General features: G+C 36.6%; 21 protein-coding genes and 1 other annotated feature. Of the genes, 5 read left to right on the top strand and 16 right to left on the bottom strand.

What is annotated here, in order from left to right:
- Positions 1-99 precede the first annotated feature (99 nt).
- Positions 100-744: an MBL fold metallo-hydrolase gene (locus QYB95_RS07165; RefSeq protein ID WP_301137619.1), complete on the bottom strand. Its 645-nt coding sequence runs from the start codon at positions 742-744 to the stop codon at positions 100-102.
- Between the two features lie 165 nt (positions 745-909).
- Between QYB95_RS07165 and QYB95_RS07160 the strand changes: the two genes are divergently transcribed.
- Complete coding sequence (locus QYB95_RS07160; protein WP_301137618.1) at positions 910-1089, top strand: DUF2759 domain-containing protein; 180 nt, start codon at positions 910-912, stop codon at positions 1087-1089.
- Positions 1090-1331: 242 nt separating this feature from the next.
- Here QYB95_RS07160 and QYB95_RS07155 read toward each other — a convergent pair whose 3' ends face one another.
- The 4 genes from QYB95_RS07155 to rpmG all read right to left on the bottom strand — a co-directional run bounded on the left by QYB95_RS07155 (position 1332) and on the right by rpmG (position 4641).
- The gene (locus tag QYB95_RS07155) at positions 1332-3236 is read right to left on the bottom strand and encodes an LTA synthase family protein (RefSeq protein ID WP_301137617.1); all 1905 of its coding nucleotides are present in this window, start codon (positions 3234-3236) and stop codon (positions 1332-1334) included.
- Between the two features lie 383 nt (positions 3237-3619).
- A complete protein-coding gene (locus QYB95_RS07150; protein WP_301137616.1) occupies positions 3620-3832 on the bottom strand; it encodes a YqgQ family protein in 213 nt (70 codons plus the stop codon).
- Positions 3829-4416, bottom strand: a complete 588-nt coding sequence (locus tag QYB95_RS07145) for a 5-formyltetrahydrofolate cyclo-ligase (protein WP_301137615.1) — start codon at positions 4414-4416, stop codon at positions 3829-3831. Before QYB95_RS07145 ends, QYB95_RS07150 begins: the two co-directional genes overlap by 4 nt.
- 75 nt (positions 4417-4491) lie before the next feature.
- Positions 4492-4641: a 50S ribosomal protein L33 gene (rpmG, locus tag QYB95_RS07140; RefSeq protein ID WP_008408521.1), complete on the bottom strand. Its 150-nt coding sequence runs from the start codon at positions 4639-4641 to the stop codon at positions 4492-4494.
- A 160-nt stretch (positions 4642-4801) separates the two neighbouring features.
- On the opposite strand from rpmG, the gene QYB95_RS07135 reads away from it, so the two are divergent.
- Complete coding sequence (locus tag QYB95_RS07135) at positions 4802-5224, top strand: hypothetical protein (protein ID WP_301137612.1); 423 nt, start codon at positions 4802-4804, stop codon at positions 5222-5224.
- On the top strand, positions 5221-5739 hold the full coding sequence (locus tag QYB95_RS07130) for a hypothetical protein (protein WP_301137611.1): 519 nt from the start codon (positions 5221-5223) through the stop codon (positions 5737-5739). The genes QYB95_RS07135 and QYB95_RS07130 overlap by 4 nt, the downstream gene beginning before the upstream one ends.
- A gap of 61 nt (positions 5740-5800) precedes the next feature.
- On the opposite strand, the gene QYB95_RS07125 is transcribed toward QYB95_RS07130, so the two are convergent.
- Complete coding sequence (locus QYB95_RS07125) at positions 5801-6694, bottom strand: LysR family transcriptional regulator (protein WP_301137610.1); 894 nt, start codon at positions 6692-6694, stop codon at positions 5801-5803.
- 128 nt (positions 6695-6822) lie between these two features.
- Between QYB95_RS07125 and QYB95_RS07120 the strand changes: the two genes are divergently transcribed.
- Entirely contained in the window at positions 6823-8019 is a 1197-nt protein-coding gene (locus QYB95_RS07120; protein ID WP_301137609.1) for an MFS transporter, read from the top strand.
- 34 nt (positions 8020-8053) lie between these two features.
- On the top strand, positions 8054-8524 hold the full coding sequence (locus tag QYB95_RS07115) for a glutathione peroxidase (protein ID WP_301137608.1): 471 nt from the start codon (positions 8054-8056) through the stop codon (positions 8522-8524).
- Between the two features lie 39 nt (positions 8525-8563).
- On the opposite strand, the gene QYB95_RS07110 is transcribed toward QYB95_RS07115, so the two are convergent.
- From QYB95_RS07110 to QYB95_RS07065, 10 genes are all read right to left on the bottom strand, one after another.
- A complete protein-coding gene (locus QYB95_RS07110) occupies positions 8564-9436 on the bottom strand; it encodes a TIGR04104 family putative zinc finger protein (RefSeq protein WP_301137607.1) in 873 nt (290 codons plus the stop codon).
- Positions 9414-9944, bottom strand: coding sequence for an RNA polymerase sigma factor (locus tag QYB95_RS07105; RefSeq protein WP_301137606.1), 531 nt, complete (start codon positions 9942-9944; stop codon positions 9414-9416). Before QYB95_RS07105 ends, QYB95_RS07110 begins: the two co-directional genes overlap by 23 nt.
- A 104-nt stretch (positions 9945-10048) precedes the next feature.
- A complete protein-coding gene (locus tag QYB95_RS07100; protein WP_301137604.1) occupies positions 10049-10405 on the bottom strand; it encodes a DUF5071 domain-containing protein in 357 nt (118 codons plus the stop codon).
- A gap of 26 nt (positions 10406-10431) precedes the next feature.
- Positions 10432-11019: an anthranilate synthase component II gene (locus tag QYB95_RS07095; protein ID WP_301137603.1), complete on the bottom strand. Its 588-nt coding sequence runs from the start codon at positions 11017-11019 to the stop codon at positions 10432-10434.
- Positions 11016-12404 carry an anthranilate synthase component I gene (gene trpE, locus QYB95_RS07090; protein ID WP_301137602.1) on the bottom strand — a complete coding sequence of 463 codons (1389 nt, stop codon included), beginning with the start codon at positions 12402-12404 and terminating at the stop codon, positions 11016-11018. Before trpE ends, QYB95_RS07095 begins: the two co-directional genes overlap by 4 nt.
- Positions 12405-12503: 99 nt before the next feature.
- Positions 12504-12731 (bottom strand) — a binding site (T-box leader).
- A gap of 97 nt (positions 12732-12828) precedes the next feature.
- Complete coding sequence (gene phoU / locus QYB95_RS07085; protein ID WP_301137601.1) at positions 12829-13488, bottom strand: phosphate signaling complex protein PhoU; 660 nt, start codon at positions 13486-13488, stop codon at positions 12829-12831.
- Positions 13489-13509: 21 nt separating this feature from the next.
- A complete protein-coding gene (gene pstB, locus QYB95_RS07080; RefSeq protein ID WP_301137600.1) occupies positions 13510-14346 on the bottom strand; it encodes a phosphate ABC transporter ATP-binding protein PstB in 837 nt (278 codons plus the stop codon).
- A gap of 24 nt (positions 14347-14370) precedes the next feature.
- Entirely contained in the window at positions 14371-15249 is an 879-nt protein-coding gene (gene pstA, locus QYB95_RS07075; protein WP_301137599.1) for a phosphate ABC transporter permease PstA, read from the bottom strand.
- Between the two features lies 1 nt (position 15250).
- Positions 15251-16198, bottom strand: coding sequence for a phosphate ABC transporter permease subunit PstC (gene pstC / locus QYB95_RS07070; protein ID WP_301137598.1), 948 nt, complete (start codon positions 16196-16198; stop codon positions 15251-15253).
- Between the two features lie 88 nt (positions 16199-16286).
- Positions 16287-17279 carry a PstS family phosphate ABC transporter substrate-binding protein gene (locus QYB95_RS07065; protein WP_301137596.1) on the bottom strand — a complete coding sequence of 331 codons (993 nt, stop codon included), beginning with the start codon at positions 17277-17279 and terminating at the stop codon, positions 16287-16289.
- Between the last annotated feature and the right edge of the window lie 217 nt (positions 17280-17496).

The following is a 17496-nucleotide window of genomic DNA, read 5'->3' as shown; positions in this document are numbered from 1 at the left end:
AGCATGGCAAATAATTAGTTTAAGTAATTTGTACATGACGGTTTTATAAACCCCCATAATAAAAACGATCCAACCCCAGTTGAATCGTCCTTCAATTACCTAAAATCCGTTTAAGAAAGGATTACTGTCCATTTCTTGAGCCGGTGTCGTATAGCTGCCATGTCCAGGATAAATGATCGTATCCTCCGGTAATACCAATAATTTTTCATGGATTGACTTTAAAAGCTCCTTATGAGAACCGCCAAGCAAATCTGTCCGTCCAATACTTCCTTCAAACAATGTATCCCCTACAATTGCAAATCCATCTTCCTCAAAAATGTAGGAAATACTGCCAGGTGAATGACCTGGTGTAAATACTGCTTTAAAACTAAAACCAGCAATATTAAACAATTGTTCCTTATAGATTATATGTTCTTTCTCAGGTTTCTTCACAATATAATTAGGAAGTTCCGCATATCTGCCAGAGCCATTTTTCAGTGGGTCAATAAGCCAGTTAACTTCCTTTTCATGGATATATAGAGGAACATTAAATTCCTCTCTTAAATCTTCCACAGCACCAATATGGTCAAAATGTGCATGCGTTAAGAAAATAGCTTTAGGATTTAATTGAGTTGTACGAATTGCTTTAATTATTTTTGAAGATTCTTCTCCCGGGTCGAATATAATACAATCTTTTTGCTTATTACTAACGATATAACAATTTGTCTGGATTGGACCTAAGCTATATGCTTTAACATTTATCAATGGAATCACCTCTCGATTATTATACATTGATTAGAAAAAAATTACATTGTCTAGTCAAACAATCAGATTATTTCTTCTCGACAAACAGTGTAAGGTGATTTACAATAAAGAAGGAATATTGTTTATCGACATGCTTTCTTTGATGTCGAAAGGAGTGTCTTTTTAATGAACTTATTAATGGTTATTTTCGCTTTAGTAGCAATTTTCGCAGTAGTAAATATTTTCCAAGCAGTTAAAGAAAAAAATGTTCTTGCTTTAGTTTTTAGTTTTGCTACTGCAGCAATTTTTGGTTGGTTTGTAGTCATGACAATTTTAAATCAAGGTTACCCACCAAAATTGCATTAAGATAAAAACGAGGTATCTATCGGATACCTCGTTTTTTCTTTTTATTTTTGGGTTTATAAACTTTCCCCAAGCAACTTGACTCGCTTTTATGCTTAGTAGGTCATTTCCGACATTCTTCCAGCTTTCCTAGTCACCTGTTGCACCAGCATCTGTTAAAACTGCTATTTGTATTTGTAAACATAATCATCAGAAAAAAAGTGCAGAAAAAGTCCTATTTCAACTTTCTCTACACTTTTGATATTTTATTCTTTTGCTTCTAATGCATCTTGGTGTAAATTACCAGTTTCCTCATCATAGAATCGCAATAAATCGCCATTGATGATTTCGTCCGAGTATTCAAGCTCCACCAAGGAACGGTCAATATATGGCTGACATGCTTCGATTCCTGTTTCCTCGCCAGTGTCACGGTTATAGCAAACTTCCCCGGCATAAACCAAGTCATCCGTTACAAATCGACCATCGCGGAAAATTACAAAATCCTCATGTTCTTCGGAGAAAAGATCTGCTCCTAATTGCATATCATTTGACGTTTCAATACCTAGAAGATGCAATAACGTTGGACGCAGGTCAATTTGACCCGAAGCCTCGTCAATCACTTCCCCGTCGTCCGAGCCTGGTACATGGATGAATAAAGGTACTGATTGGAGTAATGCACTATCATATGCTGTAATTTCTTCTTTTCCTAAATACATTGCCATTGCTTTATTATGGTTCTCCGAGATTCCATAATGATCCCCGTACATAACGATAATTGAGTTATCATATAGACCAGATTTCTTTAATTCATCAAATAGTGTCTTGATCGACTCATCTAAGTAACGAACAGTTTGGAAGTAACGGTTTAACGTTCCGGAATTAGAATTATACTCAGGAATCATAATATCCTCTTCTTCCAGAGTAAAAGGATAGTGGTTAGTTAAAGTGATCAATTTTGAGTAGAATGGCTGATGCATCCCAGTCATTAAATCTACGGATTGCTCCATGAATGGGATATCCTTCAATCCCCAGTTTACTGAGTTCTCGTCATTCACATCATAAGATTCAATATCGTAGAATTGATCAATACCAAATGACTCGTAAATTTCATTACGATTCCAGAACGATGCATTGTTGGAATGCATTACGTTAGTAAAGTACCCATTCTCACCTAGTTTTTCGGACATCGTATTATAGGTATTGCCTCCATGGGTGAAGAATACCGCTCCACGTCCCAATCCAAAAAGCGAATTCTCTGCGATGAACTCGGAGTCACTCGTTTTGCCTAGGCCAGTTTGGTGATAGAAGTCATTAAAATAATACGTATCTTTATCATTTGTTAGGGAATTTAGAAACGGTGTGACGACTTCCCCATTCATTTTATTATTAATAACAAAGCTTTGTAACGACTCTAATTGAACAATAATCAGGTTACGCCCTTTATACTTTCCAAACATCTCTTCATTGACAGTAGCTTGATTCGCTTGAACATAGTTATCTACTTCAACCAATTCACTGCCATCAGCTAAAGCGCGTTGTGCACTTGATTTGGATTGTACATAGATATCATACAAATGATAGTTATACGTACCGATATTTTTCACAAGCAACTCACGGTCGAAAGCGCGTGTTAAAAGCTCAGGGCGTTCCGTTTCAGCCAAACCTAGATTCAAGAAAACCATTGCCATAGAAAGGATAAAATAAGCACGACGCAATTCTATTCTTACAGGAGTAATCCCCTGTACTTTTGGAATAAACTTGATGGCTAGGAGCAACACGATAACATCTGCAAAATATAGAATATCAGTTATACTGATAATATCGGCCACTGAGTTGCCCAAATCACCGAAATTACTTGTCTGGAACAACACTGCAAAGGTAATAAAGTCGTTATAGAACCGATAAAACCCAACGTTTGCATAAAGTACGATTGCTAAAATTGTACTTACCGCGATTAAAAAACGGTTTCGCGTCTTCGTTGTTTTAAAGAATAATGAGATACCATATGCAAATAGGATGAAACTTAGTGGGTTAATGATTAATATTAACTCTTGCATGGCATTTTCAATATCCAGCTCGAAGCTCGTGTGATACACAATGACAGTTTTAAGCCAAGTTGCAATTATTGCAATCGCTAGTATCGAATGTTTAGGCCATTTAAATGAGCTCATTCCAAAACATCCTTTCCTACAAATTTATATATTAGTGCAATACATTTTTAGTGAAATGAAATTTACATTGAATCAACAAAGATAATAATAAACAAAATTTATCTTAATCTTTTTTACTTTATTTAGCAATAGTATCCAGTGTAAAACTAATCGACAGGATAGTACAAAAAACAACATTTTTATTGCAAATTTTATAATTGCCTTTAATTATTTACGCTTCGTTTACAAAAAGGTTCCCAAATGAAAACAGTGGAAAATATCCACTGCTGGTTCCTTGAATTTAATTAACAGATATTTAACATTTATTACCACGTTTTTCTTTTTCCAAACATGAAATTGTAAATTTTACAAAAAAATCATTTTTTTCCAGTATCAATCTATGACTAATGGATGTTTTTTCCTTCTTTTTCAATTCGTGAAGCTTCTTGTCGCAAGATTAACATCGCAGTCTGAAAATCTTTGGGTTCAAGAACCTTCGCTTTATAGAGCTCGCGAATTTCGTCTTCCATCAAAAGGATATCCCCTAAACGATCTCTTGTATAAATAAATGTTCCATATTGTTTTAGCAACTCATAGATATCTTTCATTGATTTCATCCATAAAACTCCTTTCGATTTTCCAAACAATCAATTCGATCGGTTTCTGTAAGTATTAGGTCCACTGGTATATCATAATTTTCGGAAGGAACCTTTTCTTTCACTTGAATATTAAACGCCAAGGAAATCAACATCCCATTAAAATGAGTTAGATAGCGATCATAATAGCCGCCACCATACCCGATTCTATATCCGTTGACATCAAAGACGATTCCTGGCACGATTATGCAATCAATATTTTCGGAAGGTACAAGTCGTGTAATTTCCGGAATTGGTTCCTGCAAATCCATATATACGTTTTCTAGTTGATTGAAATTCTCAATTTCATAGAAATTCATAGAACGGTCATTTGGGTTGCATTTTGGCACTACAACTCTCTTATTCAGGGTCCATAGCATTTCTATAATTTCTTTTGTATCGACTTCTTGTTTGTTGGATATCGTGATAGCAATCGTCTTTCCTTCCAATATAGAAGGCTCTTTAAAAAAATTCTCCTTTATATGTAGAGATGAAAGCATGAACTGTTCGGAGTTCATTTCCTGTAAGGAGTGTCTAACCTGATTTCTTAATCGTTTCTTATCCAATACAATTCATTCCTATTAAAATAATATTGTTTATAATTAAAAAGCCAAAACCACAAGTGGTTTTGGCAATAATGCTTACTTAGTTTCACGGTGAAGAGTGTATTTCTTCTCGCGAGAGCAATATTTTTTAAGTTCAAGACGCTCTGGATTGTTACGTTTGTTCTTTTTAGAAATGTAGTTACGTTCGCCACAATCTGTGCAAGCTAAAGTAATGTTTACGCGCATTATTAACCCTCCCACTCTATATCAAGACTTGTATTACATTTGAGCATGATTTATACGACTAAATCATTATAACACAAACTGAAAAAAAATCTAGCATGATTTATTATTAACTTTTCGTATGGTAAAATAACATAAAATGCCTGTCAACGGAGGAAACAACGTGGAATTTTCAACAATTTTAATGATCGTCGGTATCGTCTGTATCGTAGCATCATTTTTCCTAAAAGATACTTCAAAGAAATTAGAACAAGACCTTGAAGATTTATCTATCAGTATATACCAAGAAACAAATTCGCTAAAGAAGCGCTTGAAAATTATAGAGGAAGAGTTACTTTTAGAACCGAGTTTTACTGTTAAACAAGACACAAGTAAAAAACAATTGGAAGCATATAAAAAAAGTGCTCAAGCAACGGCACCAAAACCAGCAATATCAGCTAACAACAGCCAACAAATAAATGAAATACTCGTTAGCCAAGTCATCCAGCTAAATAAACAAGGTTATCCAGTCGATGAAATTAGCAAAATGTCCACTTTATCAAAAGAGCAAATTATTACTATATTAAAGAGTGGTGGCAACCGATGAAAAAATCATCTTTACGTGCCTTTGGTATTGCCTGTTTCATCATCGGCTTTCTCATTACTTTTTCGCAAAACACAAATCTACCTTTCATATCTTCACCTGAAACGAAAATGGCAGAACAATATAAAACTGAAATAGTTCAACTGGAACAACAATTGAAAGCGGCAAACGAACAACTTTCCAGTTTGGAAGGAGTGAAGGATTCACAACAAGCAACTGAGGCAGTTGTTCCAGAAGAGAAACAACTAAAAGAAGAAACGGAGCTCGCGGATTCCCAAAGCGCGGCCACAGATGAAGTGGTAACAGAAACTCTCTATATTTATGCTGGTCTAACTCCCGCCGAAGTTGCCCAAAAACTAAAGGATATGGAGATTATTGCAAATAGTGTGGAAATGGAACTGTTCTTGGCTCAACCGGAGTATGCAACTTCCATTCAAAAAGGACAATTCCAATTAAGTTCCACCATGTCAATAGAAGAAATAGCCAATATTATTACAGGACAATCAGACAAAGAATAATTTCAGGGAAGCCCATTTTTAAGCAGGCTTCCCTTTTATTTGTATTTAAACGCTGCATCCTTTATTGTCCAGGTTTGATCTTCGAGAAATACTCCCGCATAAAATCAGCAAGGAGTCTGGTTGCGGCGCTTTTATAGTAGTTGTTTAGATATGCCAATCCTATTTCACGTCGACAATTCGGCGCATCTACTTCTATAAGCCGAATTTTATATTGTTCCAATCCCTTTATATTGGGAATCAGCGAAACACCGAGGCCACTTTCAACTAAACCGGTAACCGTATGAATCTCTTCCCCCTCAAGTGCTATATTCAGTTGAAACCCTTCTTGTTTGAATAAATCGTCAACAGTTTTACGCAATGTATTGCCTTTTTTAATGGAAATGAAGGGTTCGGAAGCAAAATCCTCTACACTTACTAGCTTTTTATACGCAAGTGGATGATTTTCTGGAACAATTAGATATAATTCTTCCTCCCAAAGTTTTTCCCATACCAAATCCTTATTAGTATTTGACGAGGAAATTAAACATAAATCCAACTCCCCTACATTGAGCCTACTTAAGATAGTACTAGAATTACTTTGAGTAAGTTGGATCTTCATTTGCGGGTAGACTTTTTGAACAGCAGCCATTAACCGGGGAATCACTTCAAGACCGAGCGTATGCATAAAACCTATGGAAACGACTCCCTGTCCCGGAGAAACAAGATTTAAAAGATCATCTTTTGTGATGTCATATTCTTTCAATATAAACTCCGCTCGTTCTAAAAAAAATTGACCATAGCGATTTAATTTGATTGCCCTTCCGTTTCGGTCAAATAAAGAAACTCCCAAATTCTCCTCCAATAAGGAAATGGATTTACTTAGCGCAGGTTGAGTAATATGTAAACTTTCAGCAGCACGTGACATGTTTTCAAATTTTGCTACCAAAACAAAATAACGAAGTGAATTAAAATCCATTTTGGGACTCCTTATTACTAAAATTTATAAGACACATAAATACAATGAATTTTCATTATATCTCTTTCTTCATTATAATAAATTTAAAGTTTAGTAGATGTGAATCTTAGAAAAAGAGGCGTATCAGCATGGATTATTTACAAAAAGGATCAAGAGAATTTACCTTGGCAAATTTAGCTCTATTTGCTGCTGGTTTTATCACCTTCGCAAATCTGTATATAACACAGCCATTATTTCCCGAATTTACGGACTCCTTTGGTGTTTCCCCAGCTACTGCCAGCCTCTCCCTTTCTTTGTCAACAGGGGTATTGTCTGTTGCCTTATTATTATTTGGATCCCTTTCAGAATCGTGGGGGCGCAAGCGGTTAATGACCATTTCAGTATTCGCTGCTTCAAGCCTAACCGTATTACTTGCTTTTGCTCCAAGCTTTGAAATTCTACTTTTATTACGGATGTTGCAAGGCTTTGTTTTTGCCGGTGTACCAGCAATCGCGATGGCTTATTTAGGTGAAGAAGTAGATTCCAAGAGCCTCGGGGTCGCAATGGGACTTTATATCAGTGGAAATTCGATTGGCGGGCTATCCGGCCGAATTATAATGGGTATCATGAACGACCATTTCAATTGGCAGATAGGAATGATCTTTACAGGATTGCTAAGTTTGCTAATTTGCCTCTATTTTGTATGGGCACTCCCGGCTTCAAAGCATTTCACACCGAGAAGGCTTGAATTTAAGGCATTGTCAAAGTCATTATTTCATCATTTAAAGGATCCTGGCTTACTTTGTTTATTTGGTATTTCATTTATGTTAATGGGCGGGTTTGTCACACTTTATAATTATATTAGCTATAAACTGCTCGCGTCACCATATAATTTGAGTAATACTGTTGTCGGATGGGTATTTGTCGTGTATCTGGTGGGAACATTTAGTTCCACTTGGTTCGGCGGTCTTTCCGATAAATTCGGCCGCCAAAAAATATTGCTCGCCGGGATCGCGATTATGTTTTCTGGTGCTATACTAACACTTCCAGTTAATCTCTTTATTAAGATTATGGGAATCGTAATTTTTACATTTGGATTTTTTGGATCCCACTCCATCGCAAGTGGCTGGGTAAGTTCCCGTGCGACGAAAGATCGTGCGCAAGCATCCTCTCTTTATCTTTTCGCCTATTATTTCGGATCGAGTGTAGGTGGTACGACCGGAGGATTTTTCTGGGTGAGATGGGGATGGAATGGAGTCATTGCATTTATAAGTGCTTGTATCGTTACAGCATTTACGTTAGCTGTTACAATAGTATTGTTGAATCGAAGACCCGAGAAAGCTTGAGACACTTACAATGCCTGAGGAAAGAAGGATGACAATGAACGTATATAACTTTGATGTTAAAGATGAAAACGGTACACCCTATTCACTTGAAAATTTTAAAGGAAAGGTCTTACTCATAGTAAACACTGCAACAAAATGCGGTCTCGCACCCCAGTTTGATGAATTGGAAGAACTATACAAAAAGTATCGTGAACAAGGTTTGGAAATACTCGGTTTCCCATCCGATCAATTCAAGCAGGAATTGAGCTCAGGCAACGAAGCAGCAGAAGCTTGTCGACTTACATACGGCGTTACCTTCCCCATGCATGAGCTTATTAAAGTTAATGGAGAGAATGCCCATCCCCTCTTCAAATATCTTACTGAAGAAACAAAAGGTCTTCTAGGTAAAAGTGTAAAATGGAATTTCACAAAATTTTTAGTCGATCGTGATGGCAATGTCGTGAAACGCTTTGCACCAACTGATAAACCTTCGAAGTTTGAAGACGACATCGTAAAATATTTATAACCAAAAAGAGGACGCCAATTCAAATTCGCGTCCTTTTAATTACCATAACGGTTCATCTTTCTCTGAATAAATCGTAGTGAAATTCATAATGTAGAAGTTGAAAAATAATCCGACAAGGAGATATGAAAAGACGGCGATAGCAAAAGGAATACCGAGAAATCCTAAACCATAATGGGTAATAATCGGTATGAACATATATAGGTAATTTTTACTTGATGAATAACTATAATAAACTTCCTCTTCACATCGGTTACATTTTACACGATAAGTTGACCATGTATTTTTAAAAAGTTCCTTTCGTGAAAAGGTGTATCCGCAATGTGGACATGTTGACTTGTTTAGTTTCCGGATGAACCACAACATCAGCAAGCAATTAAATAATACCATGATAAACGACGCTAAGATTTGGATGGTATTTAATGATACTATGCTTGCTATATATGCAATTACAGCACCAAAAAAAATGCAGCAAAATCCAGGAATTAGTAAATTGCGTCTTTTTGTTGCTAGCAATTTATTAAAATATCTGATCTTTTGCTTTGACTGCCACCTTTTTGTTTTCTTTATGACCTCAAAAAATAATAGAACCGTGATTGTCTCCAGCAGGATCGTGCCTGCTACCCAGTAAAATTTTTCTGTATAGAAGAGCCTCTCTATTAATAAAAACGTATTCGTAGCTTGTGTTGGGGATCCAGTTAGATATTGTGGATTGCCTTGAATTGTAATTACTAGAAAAAAAACAATTCCTAGAGCAAAAGTGGCCATAACAGTTGGATAAGTCCATTTCCCGCTTGATGAAAGTCCACCTTGAGAAATGACTTTTTTTATTAACTCCTCCTTCATTTCAGGTTTCATATAAATGAAATCAAGTTCTTTTTTCCATGCTTCCTTAAAAGGTTTTTCTATTTTCATCGACCAACACCTCCCAATCAGTATCTTGAAGCTTTCCTCTTAATTCGGCTCTAGCCTTTTGCAGCCTGGATTTAATAGTGGATTCAGGTTTGTTTAAAATCTCAGCAATTTCTTTGGTTGTATGGTCAGCATAATAATAAAGCAGAATAATCTCCCGCTGCTTTACCTTTAAAGTAAAAACTATCCTGGTTATCTCTAATTTTTCTTCATTTTCTATGTAGCACATTTCAACACTTTTCGATTTATCCTTGTCAAAAATCTTCTTCATTAGAAGCTCTTTTTTGTTTTTCCAGCTTCTCAAATGGTCATAGGACCGATTGATTGTCATTCTTGTTAAATAGGTTTTGAGCGTTGCCTCTCCCCTGTACTGGCCATGTTTCCTATAGTAGGCAAAAATAACATCCTGGAGTATTTCTTCCGCGATTCTTTTGTCTTTTACATATGTATAAGCAATACGAAGCAAGTAATCGCCATATAGCTCGAGTACTTCTTCTAGATGTTTTTGCAAAATGCCTCCCTCCTTTCTTTCTCTCTCTTTTATATAGACGCAGGGAATTTTTAATTAGACGAAAAAAGCACACACTTTTTTTCAAAATGTGTGCGCTCATTAAATTAAACAAACCCATTCAGTACATCCATTGCTTTTTGATCAAGTTCGGCTAATTTTTCGTCATCAGTTGGAGAGTGGACAATTTTTTGCAAAGCATCCTCCAATGCAATTTTTACGAAAAAGGGCAGTTGTGGAACAATATAGTCCAAACTCCATTCCTTCATCGTAATACTAGTACTTTCAGATTCAAACAACTCAAAAATAAAGGGTGTAATCTCGGTTGGAAACTTAAGCAGCAACTCAGCCACCATTTGTATGTTCTCTACCTTTTTTTCATCAACTAGTTGCAATAGTAACGGTATTTCACTTCTAAGTTGTTCATCAGTCATTGCCAGGAATTCTTCTATTGTTTTTTCCAAAACCCTGCTCCTTCCCTTTCTTAAATCTATAGAACTTCTAATAAATCAGTTTGCTGCAAAAATGATTGGATCATCCTCGTACCTGATTCTGTTCCAATCGACTCCGGGTGGAACTGCAGACCAAAGACAGGAAACTCTCTATGCTGGATAGCCATTATTTCACTATCTCCTTGAGAGATTGCAATAACCTCTAAATCTTGCGGTAATGTAGCAGGATCAATGATTAATGAATGGTAGCGCATGACCTGGATTTCACCATCCAGCGATTCGAACATCCCCACTTTTTTGTAGTCTAAGTTAGAGAGTTTTCCGTGCATAATATTTTCTGCACGCACTACCTTACCACCAAATGCTTCTCCAATCGATTGATGACCCAGACAAATTCCCAAAATCGGAAATTCCTTATATAATTCTTTTACTATATCAACTGTAATCCCCGCTTCTGAAGGCGTACCAGGACCTGGGGACAATACAATTGCCTCTGGTTTTAACTGTCGGATTTCCTCAATCGTCAATGAATCGTTTCGGAACACTTTAACGGATTTTCTAAAAGATGAGATTTGTTGATATAAGTTATACGTAAATGAATCGTAATTATCGATTAGTAAAATCATCTGTGCACCTCCAATAGAGCCTTTGCTTTGTTGATCGTCTCTTCGTATTCCGATTCCGGTATGGAATCATAAACGATTCCGGCACCAGCCTGCACAAAAGCCTTCTCATCCTTTACGATCATTGTTCTAATGGCCAGAGCCAAATCCATATTGCCATTTCCTGAAATGTAGCCAATTGCCCCTGAATATACGCCTCTTTTTAGTTGTTCCAATCCGTTGATGATTTGCATAGCTCTAATCTTGGGTGCTCCAGAAACAGTTCCTGCTGGCAGACAAGAAGTTAGCACATCCAGGACATGAGCATCTTCATTTAATTCACCTGTTACTTCAGAAACAATATGCATGACATGTTTATACCGTTCAATATTCATATATTTAGCTACTTGAACTGTACCTATTTTGCTTACCCGCCCTATGTCATTGCGACCTAGATCAACCAGCATCCGGTGCTCTGCAATTTCTTTTTCGTCATGTATCAGCAGATCTGCAAGATTCTCATCTTCTTCCACTGTCTTTCCCCTAGGTTTTGTTCCAGCAATGGGGTTCGTTGTAACTTTTCGATTCTCTACCTTCACTAAACTTTCAGGTGAAGTCCCTAGAATTGTATAACCGTCTAACTCAAGATAGAACATATAAGGTGATGGATTGGAAGTGCGTAATCTGCGGTATAATGAGAAGGGATTCCCCGAGAAGTCTGTCTTGAATCTTTGCGACAATACAACTTGAAAAATATCTCCCCGTTCAATATGTCTTTTCGCTGTTTCTACCATTCTAATAAACTCTTCTTTTTCAATTATCGGTTCAAAATGAACGGAAACAGATGTTTCTTCTGTATATGTTTTACCCAGCTTAATCTCCTGTAAAATTTCTTTCACGGATTTTTCCATCTCATTTTCTGTTCTTCCGCTTTTCAATAAATCAACCGAAACAACAGATACTTTTTGAGTTAAATGATCAAAAACAATAAAAGTGTCATAAAAATAAACGTGAACATCCGGCATTTTCAGCTCATCTTCAAGTGTTTCCCCAATTTCTTCATTATAAAAGGCTGTATCGTAGCCAAAATAGCCAATTGCTCCTCCGAAAAAAGAAAAGGGATAAGCTCCATGCTCGATTGGTAACACACCGCGAAGTTTTCCCAGTACCGAACCCTCTTCTAATTGTGGTTCATCACCTTCAAGTCGGTAACAATAATGATCTTTATTACCTTTTAATTCAGCGATTGGATTTAATGCGATAAATGAATAACGACCACTCTCTTCGTGTTTTGCGGAAGATTCAAATAATACTTTCCTGCTTCCTGTTAAACTTTCGAAAATGGAAATGGGGGTCATCATATCACCTTGTAATTCTTTGAGTACATAATTTTTCATCTCAACAGTCATCTCAACTCTTCCTTTCTCTTCTCATCTCTGCTCTCTTGTGCACTTTGCCTGAATACATTGGATAAGCATTTAGACAATATAAAAAGGCCCTTCCATCACAAAAAGGACGGAAAGAGCCGTGGTGCCACCTTCATTGACTAAAGCTCTCCTGGAAAGAAATACTTTAATCCACTTAACTGTTTTTAACGTTACAGAACGCTAGCACCTACTTTGGTTCAGTACTAGAAGCTAGAAAGCCCATTCATATCATATCGTGCTCCAGCTTCCACCAACCGCTGGCTCTCTATGCCACTCCATAATACTACTCTTTTTCATCATTGCTTTAATTATTAACTTACAATCATTTTATAACAAGTTTTCCTTCTATTCAAACAATTTCGCAAAAAAAGAGGAACTCCATGATTTTCATGAAGTTCCTTGGTTATTATTGGTTTAGATCATATCTTTGACCTTTTTTTAAATAGAGTAAATACTCAGCAATATTTGTGGCATGATCTGCACATCGTTCAATATAGCGGCAAATAAAGGATAGATAGGTAATTTGTGAAATACTTTCAGGGACAACTAAGCTTAATCGCATTAAATGTGTAATGATATTGCCATACATTTCATCAATTTGATCGTCAAATTCTGCTATTTCTTTTGCTTTACTCATATTTTCATCTACAAAAGCTTCAATTACTTGGCGAAGCATTAAGGTTGTTTTAAAACACATGTCTTCAAGCAATTCAACAGAGGTGATAAACCGCTCTTTACCGATACGAATTGATTCTTTGGCGATATTTACAGCATAATCCCCAACACGCTCCATATCAGCTGCAGCCTTTAATAATACAACCAATCGACGCAGATCCTTTGCAACTGGCTGTTGGCGGGTCATCACTATAATAACACGATCATTAATCTCTTCTTCCAAACGATTAATAATCACATCTTGTTCTATAACTTCTCTCGCCTTATCAAGGTCCTTTTCGATGAATGCATTAAAGGATATTTCCAGAGCCTGAATACTGAGAATACTTAACTTTAATAGTTCTGATTGAATGGCCTGAATTTCATGATCAAAGCGCTCTCTAGCTGCCATGAATAAACCAATCCCTTCTTATTATCCGAAACGACCTGAAATATAGTCTTCTGTACGTTGATCTTTTGGAGTAGAGAATATTTTATCTGTATGATCGAATTCTACTACCTCACCATTTAAGAAGAAAGCCGTTTTATCAGATATACGTGCTGCTTGCTGCATATTGTGTGTAACAATAATGATAGAATAGTTATCCTTTAATTCCTGGACAAGTTCTTCTACTTTTAAAGTCGAGATTGGATCAAGTGCTGATGTTGGTTCATCCATAAGAATTACATCTGGCTCTATAGCTAAACAACGTGCGATACAAATACGTTGTTGCTGACCACCGGATAATCCATATGCATTTTGGTTTAAACGGTCTTTAACTTCATCCCAAATAGCTGCACCACGCAAGGATTTTTCCACAATTTCATCAAGAACTTTTTTATTTTTTATTCCATGAATGCGGGGTCCGTAAGCGATATTATCATAGATTGATTTTGGGAATGGATTCGGCTTTTGGAATACCATACCTACGCGAGTGCGTAACTCTTCTACTTCATATGATGCCTCCAGAATATTTCGGCCGCGGTAATTAATTTCACCATTCGTTTTAACGATAGGTACTAATTCCACCATACGATTTAAAGCTTTAATATAAGTGGATTTACCGCAACCAGATGGTCCGATAATTGCAGTTACTTCGTTTTCCCTAATATCTAGGTTAATATCTTTTAAAGCATGGTGATCCCCATACCAAAGGTTAAAATTTTTTGTATTGAACACAGAGTTTCTTTCAACTGATTTAGTTGATTCACCGACTATTTGTGACGGAGTTTTTATATTAGCTGTTTCTTGTTTATTAGTTTTATTCATAAGCTCTACCACTTTCACACATCCTTAATATCGTTTTTGGAACTTATTGCGAATAAATATAGCAATAGAGTTCATAATCACTAGAAGAATCATCAATACAATAATACCTGCGGAAGCAACATACTGGAAAGCTTCCTGTGGACGTTTTGCCCAGTCATAAATCTGAAGCGGCAAAGTAGTAAATTGACTTAATAGGCCATCAGGCAAGAATTGTAAGATTACCGGAATCCCCAAAACAACCAGCGGAGCCGTTTCTCCTACAGCACGGGACAAGGCCAAAATACTACCAGTCAAAATACCAGGAATGGCAGCCGGTAATACAACACGAGTGATTGTTTGCCACTTTGTTGCGCCCATACCATACGAAGCTTCACGTTGCTCCTTTGGTACTGCACGGATTGCCTCTTGGGAAGCAACAATGATAACAGGCAAAATTAGCAAACTCATTGTAAAACCAGCAGCGAGTAAACTTTTCCCCAGTACTAACATACGAACAAATATTGTAAGACCTAGTAAACCGAAAACGATAGATGGAACTCCAGCTAAATTGGAGATATTCATTTGGATAAAGCTAGTAAACTTATTTTTCTTCGCATATTCCTCTAAATAAATAGCTGTTCCCACACCTAAAATCATAGAAACTGGTGCAATAATCAGCATCAATAACACGGAACCAATTAAAGCTGCTTTAATCCCTGCTTTCTCAGGGAAGCGAGAGCCAAAATTATTGAAGAAGTCCCAGTTTAAATATCCAGATCCTTGTGTCACGATACGGACAAGCAAAATAACTAAAGTAAGTAAAGCTAGTGTCGTTGCAATTAGGAAGATCATTTTCCAGATAGAATTATATTTTAACCGCGATTTCATACGCTTCATTACAACAGTATCATCGATATATTTCATGTTAATACTCCTCCCTGAAGCGTTTAGAAATGTATTGTGCGAGTAAATTCATGATTAGAGTAAATACAAATAATGTAAATCCTACTGCATAAATTGAGTAATAAATAGTTGTTCCATAACCAGCATCACCAGAAGAAACTTGAACAATATAGGCAGTCATTGTTTGTATAGAACCCGTTACATTAAAATCAAATGTAGGCGTAGCTCCACCTGCAAGTGATACGATCATTGTTTCTCCGATCGCACGAGAAACTGCTAGTACCACAGAAGCGATTATACCTGATAAAGCTGCTGGTAAAACTACTTTTATTGAAACCTCCAACTTAGTAGCACCTAAGGCTAAAGCACCTTCCCTAATTGAATTTGGTACTGAGCTCATTGCATCTTCAGATAATGATGCAATCATTGGAAGGATCATAATTCCAACAACAATCCCTGGACTAAGGGCATTGAATATTTTCAGCGACGGTATCAATTCTTGAAGTAAGGGTGTAACAAATGTTAAGGCAAAAAAACCATACACAATTGTCGGGACACCAGCCAAGACCTCCAAGATTGGTTTAATCGTTCGACGCGTTTTGTCCGAAGCATATTCACTTAGATAAATTGCAGCTGCAATCCCTAAGGGTACAGCAACACATGCTGCGATTACCGAAACTTTTAATGTACCTAGAATTAAAGGTAGTACACCGTATAATGGTTCGCTTCCTGAGAATGGCAGCCACTCTCTACCGAATAAATAGTCGGTAATTGATACCCTCTGAAAAAATTCAAACGTTTCAAAAATTAACGTAAAAACGATACCAATTGTAGTAAGTACAGATATTAGTGCAGTTATAATCAAAATAATGGGCATTAATTTTTCTATAAATTTTTTGCCTTTTCTGTTACGGGATTGTGCAACCATTTCTTGAATTGATTGCTCTTTCCCTAAGCCTTGAGAAGCCATTGTACAAACTCCCTTCAAATACGTGAGAAAATGTGTGAGATACCTTAGTGGCGGTTCCCACACATTTTATTTACTTTTTAATGCTAAATTACTTTAAACCTTCTAGAGTTGATAAACCTTCTTCATACTTTTCAGCTGGTAATCTTACGTAACCAACAGCTTCAGCCATATCGCCAGCATTTTCTAAAGAGAATTTCATGAAATCATAGAATGCTTCATTTTCTTGTAATGCAGAGTTTTTCGCATAAACGAATAGTGGACGAGATAGTGGAGTATATTCTCCAGACTCAATTGTTTCGTTATTTGGTTCAACACCATCGATCTTTACAGCTGTTAATTGATCTTGGTTTTCTAGGTAGTAAGCATAACCGAAGAATCCGATTGCGTTTTTATCACCAGCAACACCTTGAACCAATACGTTATCATCTTCAGATAGTGTTGCGGCTTTTGCTAAGTCAGCACCTTCCAGGATTACTTCATCGAAGTAGTCGTATGTACCTGAGTCAGTACCTGGAGAATAGAATACTACTTCTTCTTCTGGCCATGATGGATCGATATCAGACCATTTTTTTGTCGTTCCATCTTCAATCCAAAGTTGTTTTAATTGTTCTACTGTTAAATCAGTAGCCCAATCATTTTCAGGGTTAACAACTACTGTTAAACCATCATTAGCAACTAGGAATTCTGTATAATCAATACCTGCTTTTTCTAATTCAGCTATTTCTTCTTCTTTAATTGGACGGGATGCGTTAGAGAAGTCCGTTTCTCCAGCGATAAATTTCTCGAAACCACCGCCAGTACCTGAAACACCAGCAGACACTTTTACATCTGGTTGAACTCCAGCGTATTCTTCAACAAGTGCTTCTGTAATCGGTGCCACAGTTGATGAACCATCACCTAGTACCTCACCAGATAATTTTGCATCACCTGAATCTGCTGTTTCAGTAGTGTCACTACCTGTTGCCGCTCCATCTTCTGTCTCTGTTTCTGTCTCTGTATCAGAGTCTTCGGCTCCACACGCACCTAAAACTAAAGCTGAGCCTAGTGCGGCTGTCATTGTTAAGTATTTCCACTTTTTCATCTCTTATTTCCTCCATCAAATTCATAGTAAGTTTGTCTTACAGGTAATACTATAAAGCTAGTTTATTGATGTCATATAAACGCTTTGTAAAGAAATTGTAAATCGATATCGAATTTTGTAAACATATGTGCTTTTTTAATAGATTTAAATCCACTTCCATTTAACAAAATTGTTTTTTAAAGATAGATTTTCTATTCTAAGTACAGCATGTTCAAAA

The organism is Ureibacillus aquaedulcis (genome assembly GCF_030418165.1).
Lineage (GTDB): Bacteria > Bacillota > Bacilli > Bacillales_A > Planococcaceae > Ureibacillus > Ureibacillus aquaedulcis.
Note: the sequence above shows the minus strand (reverse complement) of the source record. Positions and strands in the feature narration are given on the sequence as shown.

Coding starts and splice junctions, on each gene's coding strand:
- QYB95_RS07110 (WP_301137607.1), bottom strand. CDS start 9,436: ATGAAAATAGAAAAACCTTTTAAGGAAGCATGGAAAAAAGAACTTGAT.
- QYB95_RS07160 (WP_301137618.1), top strand. CDS start 910: ATGAACTTATTAATGGTTATTTTCGCTTTAGTAGCAATTTTCGCAGTA.
- QYB95_RS07095 (WP_301137603.1), bottom strand. CDS start 11,019: ATGATTTTACTAATCGATAATTACGATTCATTTACGTATAACTTATAT.
- QYB95_RS07115 (WP_301137608.1), top strand. CDS start 8,054: ATGAACGTATATAACTTTGATGTTAAAGATGAAAACGGTACACCCTAT.
- pstA (WP_301137599.1), bottom strand. CDS start 15,249: ATGAAATATATCGATGATACTGTTGTAATGAAGCGTATGAAATCGCGG.
- rpmG (WP_008408521.1), bottom strand. CDS start 4,641: ATGCGCGTAAACATTACTTTAGCTTGCACAGATTGTGGCGAACGTAAC.
- QYB95_RS07125 (WP_301137610.1), bottom strand. CDS start 6,694: ATGGATTTTAATTCACTTCGTTATTTTGTTTTGGTAGCAAAATTTGAA.
- pstB (WP_301137600.1), bottom strand. CDS start 14,346: ATGAATAAAACTAATAAACAAGAAACAGCTAATATAAAAACTCCGTCA.
- trpE (WP_301137602.1), bottom strand. CDS start 12,404: ATGACTGTTGAGATGAAAAATTATGTACTCAAAGAATTACAAGGTGAT.
- QYB95_RS07155 (WP_301137617.1), bottom strand. CDS start 3,236: ATGAGCTCATTTAAATGGCCTAAACATTCGATACTAGCGATTGCAATA.
- phoU (WP_301137601.1), bottom strand. CDS start 13,488: ATGGCAGCTAGAGAGCGCTTTGATCATGAAATTCAGGCCATTCAATCA.
- QYB95_RS07120 (WP_301137609.1), top strand. CDS start 6,823: ATGGATTATTTACAAAAAGGATCAAGAGAATTTACCTTGGCAAATTTA.
- QYB95_RS07150 (WP_301137616.1), bottom strand. CDS start 3,832: ATGAAATCAATGAAAGATATCTATGAGTTGCTAAAACAATATGGAACA.
- QYB95_RS07130 (WP_301137611.1), top strand. CDS start 5,221: ATGAAAAAATCATCTTTACGTGCCTTTGGTATTGCCTGTTTCATCATC.
- pstC (WP_301137598.1), bottom strand. CDS start 16,198: ATGGCTTCTCAAGGCTTAGGGAAAGAGCAATCAATTCAAGAAATGGTT.
- QYB95_RS07065 (WP_301137596.1), bottom strand. CDS start 17,279: ATGAAAAAGTGGAAATACTTAACAATGACAGCCGCACTAGGCTCAGCT.